Origin of the sequence: Pseudotabrizicola sp. 4114, from assembly GCF_031457365.1 — a bacterium.
In the GTDB taxonomy this organism is placed as follows: Bacteria; Pseudomonadota; Alphaproteobacteria; order Rhodobacterales; family Rhodobacteraceae; genus Pseudotabrizicola.
On record NZ_JAVDWP010000004.1, the window covers coordinates 380737 to 395751 of the forward strand.

Here is a 15015-nt window from a genome sequence, read left to right on the forward strand (position 1 = left end):
CCATTCCGGGGGAAAAACCGGCCCGGCCAAAGACCCGGCCAGCTCAGGACTCCCCCCTGCGCATTGCTGCTTTCAAAATACTCCCGCGCGGCGCGCGTCCGCCACCAACCAGAGGCACCGCCTCAGACCAGCCGCAGCCCCTTGCCCGCCACCTCGCGCCGCAACGCCCCGCGCGCCGTTGTCGCAATGTCGCTGGCCTGCAACCCGGCCCAGGCGTACATCTGCCCTGGTGCCGCCTGATCAATGAACCGGTCCGGCAGCACCATGGTGCGGATCGCCCGGCCGCGCTCCAGCAGCCCTGCCCCGGCCAGATGGTGCAGCACCAGCGCGCCAAAGCCGCCGGTGCTGCCCTGCTCCACCGTGATCAGCGCCGCGTGATCCTCGATCAGCTGCTCGATCAGCCCCACATCCAGCGGCTTGGCAAAGCGGGCATCGGCCACCGTGACCGAGATGCCCTCGGCCTCCAGCAGCTCCGCCGCCGCCAGCACCTCGCCCAGATGCGCGCCGAACGACACCAGCGCCACGTCGCGCCCGCGCCGCAGCACCCGGCCCTTGCCGATCTCCAGCACCCGGCCACGCTCGGGCATCTCTACGCCCAGCCCCTCGCCGCGCGGATAGCGGAACGCAATCGGCCCCGCATCATGCGCCACCGCCGTCGCGATCATGTCGCACAGCTCGGCCTCATCGCCGCAGGCCATCACCGTCATGTTGGGCAGGTTGGCCAGAAACGCCACATCAAACGCCCCGGCATGGGTCGCACCGTCCTGCCCGACCAGACCCGCCCGGTCGATGGCAAAGCGCACCGGCAGATTTTGCAGGCAGACATCATGCACGATCTGATCATAGCCGCGTTGCAGAAAGCTGGAGTAGATTGCGCAGAACGGTTTCATCCCGCTCGCCGCCAGCCCGGCGGCAAAGGTCACCCCGTGCTGCTCGGCGATGCCCACGTCAAACACCCGTGCCGGAAACCGCCGCGCCATCACGTCAAGGCCGGTGCCCCCCGGCATCGCCGCCGTGATGCCCACAATGCGCGGATCACGTGCCGCCTCCTCAGTCAGCCTTTGCCCGAACACCGCCGTATAACTCGGCGCATTCGACTTTGCTTTCACCTGCGCGCCGGTCGCCACGTCGAACTTGGCCACCCCGTGATATTTGTCATCCGCGCCTTCCGCCGGGGCATAGCCCTTGCCCTTGACCGTCACGGCGTGGATCAGCACCGGCCCCGTGGCCCGCGCCCGCGCCGCGCGCAACGTGGCCAGCAGCGACGGCATGTCATGCCCGTCCACCGGCCCGATGTAGGTAAAGCCGAACTCTTCGAACAAGGTGCCGCCGCCCGGCATCCCCGTCACCATCTGACGCGCCCGCCGCGCGCCTTCGCGCACCGCACCCGGCAGATGCGCCTCCACCCCTTCGGCCACCGCTTTCAGCGTGGCCAGAGGCCCCTTGACCGCAATGTCATTCAGATAGCGCTGCAAGGCCCCGACCGGGGGGGCGATGCTCATGTCATTGTCGTTCAGGATCACGAACATCCGGCTTTTCAGATGCCCGGCATGGTTCATCGCCTCATAAGCCATGCCCGCCGTGATCGCGCCGTCGCCGATCACCGCAATCGTATCGCCCACCGGCATGCCCATCTCGCGCCCCACAGCAAAGCCCAGGCTGGCGCTGATCGAGGTGCTGGAATGCGCCGCACCAAAGGGGTCAAATTCCGACTCCGACCGCTTGGTAAAGCCCGAAAGCCCCCCCGCCTGCCGCAGGGTCAGCATCCGGTCGCGCCGCCCGGTCAAGATCTTGTGCGGATAGCACTGGTGCCCGACATCCCAGATCAGCTTGTCCAGCGGCGTGTTGAACACCGCATGAATAGCCACCGTCAGCTCGACCACACCCAGCGACGACCCCAGATGCCCGCCGGTCCGGCTGACCACTTCAATCGTCTCGCGCCGCAGCTCACCGGCCAGTGCCGCAAGCTCGGCGTCAGACAGCGCCTTGAGGTCAGCGGGGCCGGACACGCGGTCCAGAACTGGGGTGTGAATGGTGAAATCTCCCATCGTCGCCTCCTCCAAAGCGGTCGTCCGACCCCTGAGGGCCAAATGCAAAAAAGTGCCGCATGGATCAGCTCCACACGGCACCAGGTCCCTGTCGCCAACAGGAAGGGAACCGGGCTGTGGTTGCGCCCCGGATCCGGACCGGCATCTTGGCCCGAATAAGGTTGGCCCGGGCGACACCGCCGCCCGCGCAAAGCATCAGGCCAGATCGTGCCCCGGCGCTGCCAACGGCTGCTCAAGGCTGGACCGTGGCATCGGGTCCGGGGTCTGGCGGCTTTCCTCGGGCAACAACAGCCCGATGGCATAGATTGCGCCGATAAAGATCCCGATCCCCAGCAGAAACACCCCGGCCAGAAAGGCCCCCCACACCATCTGGCCAAAGACCCAGGTGCGCAGACGGATGGTCGGACTCTCGGTCTCGTAGAACGGTTTGTCAGACATGATGCTCCCTCACTGTGGCGGCGCGTAGCCGTGTTCCTGTGCCCAGACAAACCAGTTGTCCACCACAGTCCCGGTCAACAGAATGCCGATCCCGCCGGTCAGCGTGACAAGCACCGCAAACCACCAGGCCCAGCGGTGAATCCCCTCCATCGTGGCGTTAAAGCCCATGGTCCAGCGCCAGAACAGCGCCGCCCGTTCCGATGCCGTGCCCCGGTCGATGATCTGCTCCAGCTCGCGGTCGCCGCCGAAACGGCTGACCGCCAGAATGGTCGCGCCATGCATGGCAAACAGCAGGGCCGAGCCGTACAGGAACGCGATGGAAAGCGCATGGAACGGGTTATAGAACAGGTTGCCATAGGTCAGGCTGAACAGGTTGGTCCAGTCCAGATGGCTGAAGATGCCATAAGGCACAGCATGGCTCCACGATCCCATCAGGATCGGCCGGATCAGACCGAGCACCAGAAACAGCCAGATCGCCGAGGCAAAGGCCCAGGACACATGCTTGCCCATCCCCAGCGCTTGCGCCCGCAGATAGGTCCGCACCCACCAGGCACAGACAGAGATCAGCAAAAAGAAGCTGGCGATGATCCACAACCCGCCTTCGGCAATCGGGGCAAAGCCCAGACCATATTCCTCGGCCGGTGGCTCAAGGCTGAACCAGAACAGGTCGCGCAGGAACACAGCCGGGTTCAGACCCGCCTGATACCAGAACCACGCGCCCACGGTGAAGAACCAGATCGCACCGGAGACCAGAGAGATCACGCCCATGGTGCCCAGATAGACCGGCCCCAGCTGCGCGTTGCCGATCCAGCCCATCAGGTTGGAAAACCCGGCGGTCTTGGTGCGGTTGAACAGATCGACACCTTCGACCAGCCCCAGTTCAGGCTCGGCCCGGACCTGCACTTGCGTGAAGATATTTTGATACTCAGCCATTGATGCCTCCCTCAATTCCGGCCCACCACGGCAGTTGCAGCCACCAGTCCCACCAGAACACCCACTGATCAAACCAGATGGTGCCCGAGATCACGATACAGATCGCCGACCAGAACCCGGCATTCAGCGCCAGCAACAGCCCGACGCGGTGAATGCCCAAGGTGCCGACCGAATAGCCGATCAGATCGCGGAAATAGGTGTCTTCATGATCCGGCGTCCGCATCTCCTTGCCCTTTTCAGGGTTGGCCGCCGACAGGATCAGCGCGCCGTGCAAGGACAGGGCAAGCGCCGTGGTGAAGAAGAAACTCACCGCGATCATATGCGCCGGATTGTAGTGAAAGTTGCCATATTGGTAGCCGGTGTTCGACACCCAGTCGAGGTGGGTAAAGATCCCGTAAGGAAAGGCATAGCCCCAGGCCCCCATCAGCACCGGGCGGATCACCACCAGCGTCAGGTATGCGAAAATCGCCACCCCGAACGCGACCGGCACATGATACCCCATGCCCAGCTTGCGGCAGATTTCCACCTCGCGCAGCGCCCAGGCCGTGAAGGCCCCGATGGCGCAGATCGTGATCACCTGCCACAGCCCGCCCTCACGCAGGGGTGCCGCGGCAAGGCCCATCTCTACCGGCGGCGGCGCGATCGAGATCAGCCAGGGGTTCCATGTCCCCTGCAGGCTCGCGCCGTAAAAAATCAGGATCGTGCCGAGGGCGGCAAAGAAAAAGCCCACGACACCAAAGAAGCCGACGTAGAAAGGACCGACCCAGAAGTCGAACAGGTTCCCGCCGACAAGCGTGCCGCCCGGCACGCGGTATTTTCGTTCGAAGCTGAGCAGTGCCATGCTTCCCTCTCCGCGTTTATGGAGGCGGTCCCGTCATGGGCGGAATGCGCCATGGGAGGCCGACTTGACATTCAGTGTGGTTTTCGCGGGCGACCCGGCCAGCGGGCCGCCCGTGAAGGGGGTCACGGATTACTCCGCAACCACGACGCGGTTGTACTTCGTCGCTGCGATGTCGAGCCAGTTGTAGGACGGGGTCGACAGCAGGACGAGGTGGATCATCGCCGCCAGCAGGAACAGGAAAACGCCCTGTGCCACAAACACGCGACGGGGATCGAAGATCAGCCAGATTTTGTAGAATTTCGACATTGTGTGATCCTCCTCAGAACCAAGGGCGCCAGATATACACGGCAAGGTGGGCAACCACGGCGATTGCCGTGAAGAGCCAGAGCCCGCTCATGTAAACAGAGTGCAGTTCCTGCGCCTGTTCGTCGGTAAGACCTGTGAAGCTCAGGTCGGTTCTATCAGCCATAGTATCCTCCGGATTTGGAGACTGCCGCCGCATACCCTGCGGCGGGGGTCACGGATCGGCGGAGTGCCGAACCCGTGTTTTCCGATCCGCCGCGATGGTTGGCGGCAGAACGAAGCGGTGACTCCCGACGGGCGCGGCGGAAGGGAATTGCGTGGCCGGGTTACGGCCGGAAAATCGCGGGCGTGATCGCCTTGGCCTCCAGCCAGGCCCGGGCCAGCGGCCCATGCACCGGCAGGCGCTGGTGACGGATCACCGCCCAGACCCAGGCCGCCAGGGACAAGGGTACGGCGACCACAAAGATCATCGTGAAATAGATGTAGAACTCGGCTTTCGGCGTGCGGTGCGCATGCCCGCCTGCGGTCTGGTCACTCATGGGTGCCTCCCTTGGTTTCCCGGCTCACGGACTGGCGGGCATCCCCACGCAATCCTTCGACAAATTCGACAATCACCCGCTCGGCCCCCTGGTCGAGCGCGGCCTTTTCCGCCGCATCCCGCAGGGATTTGGCGGCAGAGATCCGGGTCAGCACCGGATGTTCGGAAACGATACGGTCCAATGCGGCCTGCGCATCCAGATCCCAGGGGAAATCACGCCGCAGCGTGGTGGGGGTGGCCGCAGCCGAATCCATCTCGGACCCCAGCGGCAGGATGTGGAACAAGGCCTCGAACAGCCCGTTACACACCTCCTGCAAGATCCAGACCGCACCGGCATAGCCCATGAACGGCGTGCCGGTATGGCGCCGGATCGCAGCGCCGGGAAAGCTCGCGGCGATGAAACTCGGCGCAGGTCCATGCCCGCCCTTCAGCTCGGCCAGATACATCTTCTCGTTGATCGACCCCATCACGATCAGCGGTCGGTGCTGCTTCAGCTGTGCGCGCACCGCCTCGTTGTTGGTCTTTGACCCCGCCACGCGGGACACGGCAAAGGCACAAGGCAGGCCCAGATCATCCTCAAGATAAGCCCGCACGCCGCGCGCATAGGTGTCATTGGCGACAATCGCGAAATTGGCAGTGGCAAAGAAATCCTGCGTGACCGACCGCCACAGATCCCAGACTGGCTTCAGCGTCGAATGCTTCTCGCGCTCAATAAACGGCTCCGGGTCCAGCCCAAGGAGGTCGCCCAGGGCGCGCAGGAACTTGGTGGTCGAATCGAGGCCAAATGGCGCCTGCAGATACGGCTTGCCCAGCACCTCGGCCAGACCCCGGCCAAACTCGCGGTACATCACGATGTTCACATCGGCATTCACCAGATTGCGCATCTCGGCCAGATGCGCGCCCAGCGGCATCACCATATTGACCTCGGCCCCGATGCCCTCGGCCAGACGGCGGATCTCGTACAGATCCGATGCCATGTTGAAGGTGCCATACATCGGCCCCAGAATGTTGACGCGCGGGGCGTCGCCCTCGGCGCGCTTTTTCTCCAGCGGCATCCGGCCCTTGGTCATGCCGAACTCGGTGAAGATCCAGGTCATCGCCCGGTCGGCGCATTGCCATTGATCCTCATCAATGGTGCGCGGCAAGAACCGCTGGATATTGGTGCCCGCAGGCGTGACGCCGCCGCCGATCATCTCGGCAATCGAGCCGGTGACGACGACCGCAGGCAGCGCCGGGTCCAGCGTCTTCCACGCCCGCGCCATCGAGGACTCGGTGCCCGAGGTCATCTCATCCTCACCCAGGCCCGTGACCACAATCGGCAATTCGTGCGGCGGCAGAGCATCTGTGTAGTGCAGCACCGAAGTGACCGGCAGGTTCTCGCAGCCCACCGGGCCGTCGATCACCACCTGCAAGCCCTTGACGGCGCAGAAGGCATAGATTGCGCCCCAATAGCCGCCGGCGCGGTCATGATCCTGGATCAGCATGTCCCTGCCCCCCCACGATCTTTCTGCGAAAGATCAAGCCCACGAATGTTCTGCGAACATTCCCGCCAAAGTTTCGCAGAAACTTTGGTCTTCAGATTTTTCGCAGAAAAATCGTTGCGGCGGATCATATCATCTCCTCCGCCTTGGCGGCCTTCGCCAGCTTGTCCAGCTTCTTCTGATGCGCCGCCCGGAAATCGGGCCGCAGGTTTGGCGCGCCCTCCCAGATGCCGCCGGTATCGCCCGAGCCGACCCCTTCGAAGAAGGTCTTCATCCCCAGCATCCGGGCCTTGTTGCCCATCGCCGCATTGATCACCTGCGCCAGCGATCCCGCTCCGGCAGGCCCCATCAGGGGGCGGGCCGAGATGAGGTTCGTGAAATAAAGCGCTGGAATCCCCAGCTCTTTCGCCTTTTGCACCACCGGCGTTGTGCCAATCGCCAGATCCGGCTGGAACCCCGCCATTGCCGCGCAATCATCCTCCAGGCTGGCGCGGAACTTCACCGCCACCCCCTTGTCGGCCAGCCAGGCCCGATCCGCCTCGCTCCATTCATTGCGTGCGCAGGCGGTGCCGACATAGGGCACTTCGGCCCCGCTCTCGATCAGCAGGCGCGCCACCAACAACTCCGATCCTTCATATCCCGACAGCGTGATCCGGCCCTTGATCGGGTTCGCGGCCAGTGCAGCCTTGATCGCAGCGCCAAAGGCATTCTGCGCCGCCACGATCTTTTCTGATGAAACATCATAGGCTTCGCCGATGTTCTTCAACCAGTCCATCGTACCATCAAACCCGACCGGACCCGATCCGACCACCGCACGGCCCGCCGCCTGAAACTCGCGCACGGCAGCGGTGTAGAACGGGTGGATCGCGGCCACGACCTTGCAGTCGAGTGCGGCATACAGCTCGCGCCATTCCCGGCACGGCACCACCGGCCCCGCCGCCAGCCCCATCGGCGCCAGCATCGCGCCGATCATCATCGGATCGGCGGGAAACATCTCGCCCAGCAGCGCCACCGTCGGGCGGTCCGACCGGCCCGAGGCGGGCGCGGCCACCGGCCCCGCCATGATTTCGGCCCGCGCATAGGCCAGCATCGCGCCGGCCAGCACATCCTTGGCCTCGGCATGGGTCGGCACGCCAAAGCCGGGCACATCAATGCCGACAATGCGCACCCCGTTGATTTCATTCGGCAACAGCCGCAGCGGCACGCCGCTCGCAGTCGGCACGCACAGATTGGTCACCACCACCGCATCATAGCGCGCGGGGTCGGCCAACTCGTGCACAGCGTCGCGGATGTCCTCAAAGAGCTTGCCGGTCACAAGCGTCTCAGAGTTGAAGGGCACATAACCAACCGACCGGCGGGCACCATAAAAGTGGGACACAAATGTCAGCCCATACACACAGCAGGCGGAGCCCGAAAGCACCGTCGCCACCCGCCGCATCCGCAAACCCACCCGCAGGGAGCCAAAGGCCGGGCACATGGATTGTGGTTTGTCATGAGGGCCTTGCGGGTAATCCTTCGCGTAACGGTTCAACAGGTCCGAATTGCCCGCCGCCCGTGCCGCCGCCGCCATCTGATCCGCCCCGGCATGACAGCCGAAGCCATCCACCGATGGTACCGGATCAGTACTGACATGGCGCAGCCCGCTCATTGCTGGCCCGCCTTGCGCTGCATCGCGCGCAACGCTTCTTCCATCTGACGCAGCGCTTCGAGATCAAACATTGTCATACACCACTTCCAGCGAGGCTTTCACCCCGGCGTATTTGCCGCGCATGTCGGCGTCGGTGGCGGGGGTCAGCACGAAATCTGCCCCCGTATGCTCGGCGCTGAACAGTCCCAAGAGCCCGTCCTGCGTCAGCGGTGCCGGACGCACCGGGGGGGCAAGGCCCACAGCCGTCGCCAGATCGGCAAACATCGGTCCCCACTGGCTTTCATAGCTGCCAACGATCTGATAATTGGCCGATTTCTTGCGCAGGTCATCATCCTGCGGAATCGCCGCCAGCACCGGAATTTTCACCTCGGCTGCAAAGGCCGCCGCCTCGCCGGTGCCGTCATCCTTGTTGATCACCAGCCCCGCCACGCCGACATTGCCGCCAAGACGGCGGAAATACTCCACCGCCGAGCACACATTGTTGGCGACATAGAGTGATTGCAGGTCGTTCGACGCGACCAGGATCACCTTTTGCGCCATGTCCCGCGCGATCGGCAGACCAAAGCCACCGCAGACCACATCGCCGAGGAAATCCAGCAGCACATAGTCAAAGTCCCAGTCATGGAACCCAAGTTTCTCAAGCAATTCAAAGCCATGGATGATTCCGCGCCCGCCGCAACCGCGACCGACCTCCGGCCCGCCCAGCTCCATCGCGAACACACCGCCGCGTTTGAAGCAAACGTCCCCGATCTTGACCTCCTCGCCCGCCAGTTTCTTGCGGGTCGAGGTCTCGATGATCGTCGGGCAGGCCTTGCCACCAAACAGCAGCGAAGTCGTATCCGATTTCGGGTCGCAGCCGATCAGCAGCACCCGCTGGCCCATCTCGGCCATCATATGGCTCAGGTTCGCCAGCGTGAAGGATTTGCCGATGCCGCCCTTGCCATAGATCGCGATGATCTGCGTCTTCTTGGTCGGCTCCCCTTGCGGGATTTCCAGCGTCGGCTCTTCATGCGCCTCGTCGCGCAGACGGGCGTCAAAGTCCTTGAGGTTCGGGATATCCAGGGTCATGCGTGGCCGCTCCAGTCTAGGATCATTTTCAGGCAGGATGCGTCTTCAAAGGCCGTTCTGTAGGCCTCTGTTGCATCCGATGCCGGGCGGGTGTGGGTGATCAGACCCGACAGGGACAAGGCACCGCTCTCGATCAGGGCGCGGGTGGCAGTCAGGTCATCGGCCGTCCATTCGCTGGCAATCCGGAATCGCGCCTCTTTCATAAAGGCGGGCGGAAAGGCAAAGCTCACCGGCTCGGTGTAAAACCCGGCCAGCACCACTTCGCCGCCCCGGGCCAGCCGCATCACCAGCTGATCCAGCAGGCCCTTGGCGCCGCTGGCATCGTAAATCGCTTTGTAATCGCGGCGTGAATCGTCGGCGGGGTCGAACACCTCGTAGCCGACAGCGCCGCTGCGCCGCGTCGGGTTGGTCTCCCACACTGTCGGCGCAGGCGCGCCTGCCGCCACGGTCAGCCGCGCCAGCAACCGGCCCAGCGTGCCATGCCCCACGATCAGATCGGGCAGCGCGGTGTTGAACCCGGCCAGCGCATGCCGCGCGGTGGCGGCCAGTGCCAGCAACGCGCCTTCGGCCCCCATGCTCCGGTCCAGCCGCGCCACACGCGCCGCAGGGGTGACCAGATGACGCGACGCGCCGCCGAACAGCCCGCGCACATTGTCCTGAAAACAGTTGGCCCCGGGCACAAACACATGCTCACCGATGCGAAAGCCGCTTTCCGGGGCGGCTTCCACCACCTCGCCAAACGACTCGTAGCCGGGTACCAGCGGATAGCCCATGCCGGGGAACGGCGGCATCGTGCCGGACCAGAACAGCTTTTCCGTGCCAGTCGAAATGCCGGAATGCGAAACCTCGACCACCAGATCCCCGACCGTCGGAGCGCAGAGGCCCAAAGTCGCAAGCCCCAGATCGCGCGGCCCGGACAGGATGACGGCAGATGTTCTCACGTGGTCTCCTCCCCTCCCCTTGATCACAGAGTCGCGATCCTTTGGGGCCGTTGCGTTATGTGTAAGTTTAAACTTACATTCGCCTGTGTCAATTTAAATGGACACTTTTTCGGCAGATAGCTGTGGGGCGGGTTGGAAACGCCCCTGCCAGCCTTACGCCGCAGGCTTTTGCGCGGTCACGACCGAGGTGACATAGGGTCGCGCGCCGGGCAAAACCCGGATATCGGCAAAGCCTGCGGCCGCCAGCAGGCGCGAAATCTCTGCCGCTGACCGGGTCCGGCCAGTCTGCATCGCCAGAGTGTAGATCGCGAAATAGACATCCGTCGCCGGGTCAGGCCGCGCCCCGCCTGACATCGGTTCCGAGATCAAGAGCCGCCCGCCGGGCGGCAATGCCTGCAAGACCGCCGCCAGCAGCTTCGCCACCGTGTCGTCGGAATGGTCATAGAGCACCCGAATCAGGCTGATCATATCCGCACCCTGCGGCAGCGAATCGTCACGAAAACTGCCCGGATGCACGGTCAGACCGGGCACCGCCGCCGCCCCCGCCACCACGGCGGGCAGGTCAAACAGCGTGAGCCGCAGCCCCGGATAGGCCGCCGCCACCGCGCGCAGAAATGCGCCAGTGCCGCCGCCCACATCCATCAGATGGCGCGTAGCGTTCAAGCTGACCAGCCGCAGCGTATCGGCCGCCACCAGCGCCTGACTGTCGCTCATCAACCGGCTGTAGCGCGCGGCAAGGGCCGGGTCCGCAGCCCCCCCCGCGCCAAAGACATAGGGCCAGAACTGCGCCAGCTCCGGCTGGGTCTGCCCCCGGAAGAACGCCACCGGGTCGGCCAGATCGCGGTACAAAACATCATGGTGCCGCACCATCGCCTCCAGCCCAGGCACGGTCAGAAACGCGCCGCCGCGCGGGGTCAGATGCCACAGGCCGCGCGCGTGGCGCACGAGCCTCATGGCCGCCCCGGCCTGCAACAGAATCGCCATCCGCTCCGGCGGCACCTCTGCCCCCTGGGCCAATGCGGCGGTCGTCAAAGGCGCCTCCACCAGCCGGTGCAGCACCCGCAATTCCACCAGCGCCAGCAGCGCCTGCGATTGCACAAAGCCCGACACCACATCGAAAAGCGCACGCCCCTCGGCCCGCGACTTAAGCCTAAGACCGGGAATACGTTCAGCAATTGCATGAAACCGCGGCGACATGGCGATGCGGGTCAGCCAGCCGGGTCCGGCTTTGCGCAAGCGCTCCGGCCCGGTCAGCGGCACATCGGCCATGTCCCTACCCCCTTGCGGCGGTCAGCCGCGCCGGGGTCATCTTTTCGGCATAGGCCCGCACCATCTGCGCCAGCATCGCCTCACCCGGACAGGCCGGGATCGAGGCAATCGCCCCGCCCAAGATGTCGCGCAGATGCGCCACCGCGCCCGAAACCCCCAGCTCTGCCACGGCGGACGGGCGGCCATGCGCCGCATCCTGCCCCGCCGGTTTGCCGGTTTCCTCAACCCCCAGCAGCGCGTCTTTCAGGTCATCCGCGACCTGAAACGCAGCCCCGATCCGCGCGCCCAACTCCTCCCACGGCTCGGCATCCTGCCCCGCCGCAAGCGCGCCCATCTGGGTGGCGGCAATGAACAGCGCCCCGGTCTTGGCCCGGTGATAGGCGTCCAGATCAATCTGCGCCTCGCTCTCCCAACCCTGCCCGGCACAGATGCCATGCGGCATCCCCGTGCGCTGCGCCAAAGCGCTCACCAGCCGCAAGGCCCGCTCCGGCGAATCACGCCCCGCACGCGCCAGCACCTCGAACGCCAGCACGATCAGCGAATCGCCCGCCAGCACCGCCAGCGGCTCGCCAAAGGCCCGGTGGACCGTCGCCTTGCCGCGCCGCAGATCGGCATCATCAAACGCGGGCAGGTCATCATGCACAAGGCTGGCGCAATGGATCAGTTCCAGCGCCACCGCCGCCGCATCCGACAGCCCGGGCCGGTCATCGCCGCAGGCGAGGGCCACCGACAACAGGATCGTGGGCCTGATCCGCGCGCCGCCCGGAAACACCGCATAGGGCAGCGCCGCGCCAAGGCGTGGCGGAGCCGCACCCGACTGCACCAAAGCCATCGCCCGCAGCATCGCCGCCTCTACCCGCACGTCCAGTGCCATCTGCCGCCCTTTCCTGACGCCTCTTGTCGCCATCGTGGCAGCGGACAGCGCATGTGTAAACTAAAACTTACACCTTTACGTCATTCTCTCTGGACAACTGCCCCAAGCCCGCCATCATGTCGGGCATGGAACAGCACGACACAGTGGTCATCATCGGCGCCGGCTTTGGTGGCCTCGCCGCCGCCATCCGGCTCCGGGCCATGGGACTGGCCGTCACCGTGATCGAGCGCGCCGACACCCCCGGCGGCAAGGCGCGTGCCCTGCCCTCGCCCGCCGGCCCGGTCGACACCGGCCCCACGGTGCTGACAATGCGCAGCGAGTTTGACGCCCTGTTCGCGCTCGCCGGTCAGCGCCTCGACGATCACATCCGCCTGATCGCGCAACCCATCCTCGCCCGCCACTGGTGGCAGGGCAGCCCCACGCTCGACCTCTCCCCCGAGGCCGAGGCCAATATCGCCGCCATCCACGCCTTTGCCGGCCCGCGGGAGGCCGCCGCCTTCGCCCGCTTTGACCGACTCGCGCAATCGCTGCTCACCACCTTCGACGCCCCGGTGATGCGCGCCGCCAGACCGAACCCGGTGCAGATCGCCCGCGCCGCCGCGACCCGGCCCCGGCTCTGGCCCGCGCTGCTGCCCGGCATGACCCTGGAGCGCCTGCTGAGCCTGCACTTCCGCGACCCCCGCCTGATCCAGCTATTCGCCCGCTACGCAACTTACGTCGGCGGCCGCCCACGCCACGCCCCCGGCGTGCTCGCCCTGATCTGGCGCGCCGAAGCGCAGGGCGTCTGGGCGGTCGAGGGCGGCATGCACAGCCTCGCCGCCGCCCTCGCCGGCCTTGCCGCCAGCATGGGCGTCCGCTTCCACTACGCTACCAGCGCCCGCCGCATCGTCACCCGGAATGGCCGCGTCTCAGGCGTGGAGACCGAAGGCGGCCATCTGCTGCCCTGCCACATGTGCGTCTTCAATGGCGATCCAGCCGCCCTGACCGAAGGCCACCTTGGCCCCGAGGCGCAACGCGCGATCCCAAAAAGCAAAACCACCCCGCGCAGCCTTTCGGCCCATGTCTGGGCCTTTGCTGCCAAACCCCATGGCGCTGATCTGACCCATCACAATGTCTTTTTCACCGATGACCCGCAGGCGGAATTCGGCCCCATCGGTCAGGGCCACGCCCCCGAAAAGCCCACGCTCTACCTTTGTGCGCAGGACCGCACCCCCACCGCCCCGCCGGGTCTTGAACGGTTTGAAATCATCCTGAACGCCCCCCCCAACCTTGCCCCCACCCCAGATGAGGAACCCCGATGCCGCCAGCGCACCTTCCCCCGGCTGAAGGAGTTCGGCCTGACCTTCTCTCCGGACCCGCCCGCCACAGCCCTGACCACGCCCGGCCAACTGGCCAGCCTGTACCCGGCGTCACTGGGCGCGATCTACGGCCGCTCGCCCGAGGGAATGCTGGCGGCGTTCCAGCGTCCGACAGCGCAGACCCGCCTGCCGGGCCTGATACTGGCAGGGGGCGGGGCGCATCCGGGGGCGGGGGTGCCGATGGCAGCCCTCTCCGCCCGGCACGCGGTCGCGGCGATCTGGCAGGACCGGACTTCCGGGTCCACGTTGCCCCAAATGGCTATGCCTGGTGGTACATCGACGGGGTCAGCACCGACGGCACGCGCGCCGTCTCGGTGATCGGCTTCATCGGCTCGGTGTTCTCGCCGTGGTATCGCTGGTCAGGCCGCCGCGACCCCGAGAATCACTGCTGCATCAATGTCGCCACCTATGGCCCCGGCAGTCGCTTTACCATGACCGACCGGGGCCGCAGTGGCTTGCGGCGCAGCGCCGACACCTTTGAAGTCGGCCCCAGCCGCATGCACTGGACCGGCAGCCAGCTGATCATCGACATCAACGAATGGGGCGCGCCGCCGATGGTCACCCCGGTGCGCGGCCAGATCATCCTGACCCCGCAGGCGGTCACGCAGACCGAGGTGTTGCTGACCCCAGACGCCGCCCATATCTGGCGCCCCTTTGCGCCGACCTGCCACATCTCGGTGAACCTGACCCAGGGCCACCAGTGGCAGGGCCACGGCTATTTCGACGCCAATTCCGGCAGCCGCGCGCTGGAGGATGATTTCGATTTCTGGACCTGGGGCCGCTTTCCGATGCAGGGCCGCGCGCTGTGCATCTACGACGCCACCCGCCGCGACGGCAGCACGCTCGACCTTGCGGTCGAGATCGACGCCACAGGCGCGGTGCGCGAGACCACCGCCCCGCCCCGCACCCGCTTTGCCCGCAGCCTGTGGCAGGTGAACCGCGAAACCCGCGCCGATGCCGGCACAATGCCCCGCCAACGCCTCAACATGCTCGACGCGCCATTCTACAGCCGCAGCCTCGTTGAAACCCGGATCAACGGCGAGACCACCACCGGCGTACACGAAGCCCTCGACCTCACCCGCTTCCGCCAGCCCTTGCTGAAACCCATGCTCGCTGTCCGCGTCCCGCGCCGCGCAGGCTGGACGTTCAGGGACTGAACCGGGCCGCGTCTGTCTGGACCGGCCAAGCGCTGCGCCCGTTGACTCCCCCGGGGGCTGTCTGCCCCCCAAGCCAATTGGTCTCTCGAACCAATGGCGAAACCAATTGGCTCACCCC

General features: G+C 65.6%; 15 protein-coding genes. 2 read left to right on the forward strand and 13 right to left on the reverse strand.

The window, feature by feature from the left end:
- Positions 1–122: 122 nt before the first annotated feature.
- The 13 genes from dxs to J2X53_RS12125 form a co-directional block, all read right to left on the reverse strand.
- Positions 123–2048 carry a 1-deoxy-D-xylulose-5-phosphate synthase gene (gene dxs / locus J2X53_RS12065; protein ID WP_349037733.1) on the reverse strand — a complete coding sequence of 642 codons (1926 nt, stop codon included), beginning with the start codon at positions 2046–2048 and terminating at the stop codon, positions 123–125.
- Positions 2049–2243: 195 nt separating this feature from the next.
- Entirely contained in the window at positions 2244–2486 is a 243-nt protein-coding gene (gene pufX, locus J2X53_RS12070; RefSeq protein WP_118152686.1) for an RC-LH1 core complex protein PufX, read from the reverse strand.
- A 9-nt stretch (positions 2487–2495) separates the two neighbouring features.
- Entirely contained in the window at positions 2496–3419 is a 924-nt protein-coding gene (gene pufM / locus J2X53_RS12075) for a photosynthetic reaction center subunit M (RefSeq protein ID WP_349037734.1), read from the reverse strand.
- Positions 3412–4260, reverse strand: coding sequence for a photosynthetic reaction center subunit L (pufL, locus tag J2X53_RS12080; protein ID WP_349037735.1), 849 nt, complete (start codon positions 4258–4260; stop codon positions 3412–3414). Before pufL ends, pufM begins: the two co-directional genes overlap by 8 nt.
- A gap of 129 nt (positions 4261–4389) precedes the next feature.
- Entirely contained in the window at positions 4390–4566 is a 177-nt protein-coding gene (pufA, locus tag J2X53_RS12085) for a light-harvesting antenna LH1, alpha subunit (protein ID WP_349037736.1), read from the reverse strand.
- Positions 4567–4579: 13 nt separating this feature from the next.
- Positions 4580–4729: a light-harvesting antenna LH1, beta subunit gene (gene pufB / locus J2X53_RS12090; RefSeq protein WP_100198094.1), complete on the reverse strand. Its 150-nt coding sequence runs from the start codon at positions 4727–4729 to the stop codon at positions 4580–4582.
- Between the two features lie 160 nt (positions 4730–4889).
- A complete protein-coding gene (pufQ, locus tag J2X53_RS12095; protein WP_349037737.1) occupies positions 4890–5102 on the reverse strand; it encodes a cytochrome PufQ in 213 nt (70 codons plus the stop codon).
- Positions 5095–6585, reverse strand: coding sequence for a chlorophyllide a reductase subunit Z (gene bchZ / locus J2X53_RS12100; RefSeq protein WP_349037738.1), 1491 nt, complete (start codon positions 6583–6585; stop codon positions 5095–5097). Before bchZ ends, pufQ begins: the two co-directional genes overlap by 8 nt.
- Positions 6586–6709: 124 nt before the next feature.
- A complete protein-coding gene (gene bchY, locus J2X53_RS12105; protein WP_349037739.1) occupies positions 6710–8230 on the reverse strand; it encodes a chlorophyllide a reductase subunit Y in 1521 nt (506 codons plus the stop codon).
- 63 nt (positions 8231–8293) lie between these two features.
- On the reverse strand, positions 8294–9298 hold the full coding sequence (locus tag J2X53_RS12110; protein ID WP_349037740.1) for a chlorophyllide a reductase iron protein subunit X: 1005 nt from the start codon (positions 9296–9298) through the stop codon (positions 8294–8296).
- Positions 9295–10239: a chlorophyll synthesis pathway protein BchC gene (gene bchC / locus J2X53_RS12115; protein WP_349037741.1), complete on the reverse strand. Its 945-nt coding sequence runs from the start codon at positions 10237–10239 to the stop codon at positions 9295–9297. Before bchC ends, J2X53_RS12110 begins: the two co-directional genes overlap by 4 nt.
- A gap of 153 nt (positions 10240–10392) precedes the next feature.
- The gene (locus J2X53_RS12120; protein WP_349037860.1) at positions 10393–11436 is read right to left on the reverse strand and encodes a methyltransferase; all 1044 of its coding nucleotides are present in this window, start codon (positions 11434–11436) and stop codon (positions 10393–10395) included.
- Between the two features lie 76 nt (positions 11437–11512).
- On the reverse strand, positions 11513–12382 hold the full coding sequence (locus tag J2X53_RS12125; RefSeq protein WP_349037742.1) for a polyprenyl synthetase family protein: 870 nt from the start codon (positions 12380–12382) through the stop codon (positions 11513–11515).
- A 125-nt stretch (positions 12383–12507) separates the two neighbouring features.
- Here J2X53_RS12125 and crtD point away from each other — a divergent pair, with 125 nt between their 5' ends.
- Together crtD and crtC are read left to right on the forward strand one after the other, a co-directional pair.
- The gene (crtD, locus tag J2X53_RS12130) at positions 12508–14058 is read left to right on the forward strand and encodes a 1-hydroxycarotenoid 3,4-desaturase CrtD (RefSeq protein ID WP_349037743.1); all 1551 of its coding nucleotides are present in this window, start codon (positions 12508–12510) and stop codon (positions 14056–14058) included.
- Complete coding sequence (gene crtC / locus J2X53_RS12135; RefSeq protein ID WP_349037744.1) at positions 14055–14897, forward strand: carotenoid 1,2-hydratase; 843 nt, start codon at positions 14055–14057, stop codon at positions 14895–14897. Before crtD ends, crtC begins: the two co-directional genes overlap by 4 nt.
- The last annotated feature ends 118 nt before the right edge of the window (positions 14898–15015 follow it).

Coding starts and splice junctions, on each gene's coding strand:
- J2X53_RS12120 (WP_349037860.1), bottom strand. CDS start 11,436: ATGTCGCCGCGGTTTCATGCAATTGCTGAACGTATTCCCGGTCTTAGG.
- crtD (WP_349037743.1), top strand. CDS start 12,508: ATGGAACAGCACGACACAGTGGTCATCATCGGCGCCGGCTTTGGTGGC.
- pufM (WP_349037734.1), bottom strand. CDS start 3,419: ATGGCTGAGTATCAAAATATCTTCACGCAAGTGCAGGTCCGGGCCGAG.
- J2X53_RS12110 (WP_349037740.1), bottom strand. CDS start 9,298: ATGACCCTGGATATCCCGAACCTCAAGGACTTTGACGCCCGTCTGCGC.
- pufB (WP_100198094.1), bottom strand. CDS start 4,729: ATGGCTGATAGAACCGACCTGAGCTTCACAGGTCTTACCGACGAACAG.
- dxs (WP_349037733.1), bottom strand. CDS start 2,048: ATGGGAGATTTCACCATTCACACCCCAGTTCTGGACCGCGTGTCCGGC.
- J2X53_RS12125 (WP_349037742.1), bottom strand. CDS start 12,382: ATGGCACTGGACGTGCGGGTAGAGGCGGCGATGCTGCGGGCGATGGCT.
- bchZ (WP_349037738.1), bottom strand. CDS start 6,585: ATGCTGATCCAGGATCATGACCGCGCCGGCGGCTATTGGGGCGCAATC.
- pufX (WP_118152686.1), bottom strand. CDS start 2,486: ATGTCTGACAAACCGTTCTACGAGACCGAGAGTCCGACCATCCGTCTG.
- bchY (WP_349037739.1), bottom strand. CDS start 8,230: ATGAGCGGGCTGCGCCATGTCAGTACTGATCCGGTACCATCGGTGGAT.
- pufQ (WP_349037737.1), bottom strand. CDS start 5,102: ATGAGTGACCAGACCGCAGGCGGGCATGCGCACCGCACGCCGAAAGCC.
- pufL (WP_349037735.1), bottom strand. CDS start 4,260: ATGGCACTGCTCAGCTTCGAACGAAAATACCGCGTGCCGGGCGGCACG.
- pufA (WP_349037736.1), bottom strand. CDS start 4,566: ATGTCGAAATTCTACAAAATCTGGCTGATCTTCGATCCCCGTCGCGTG.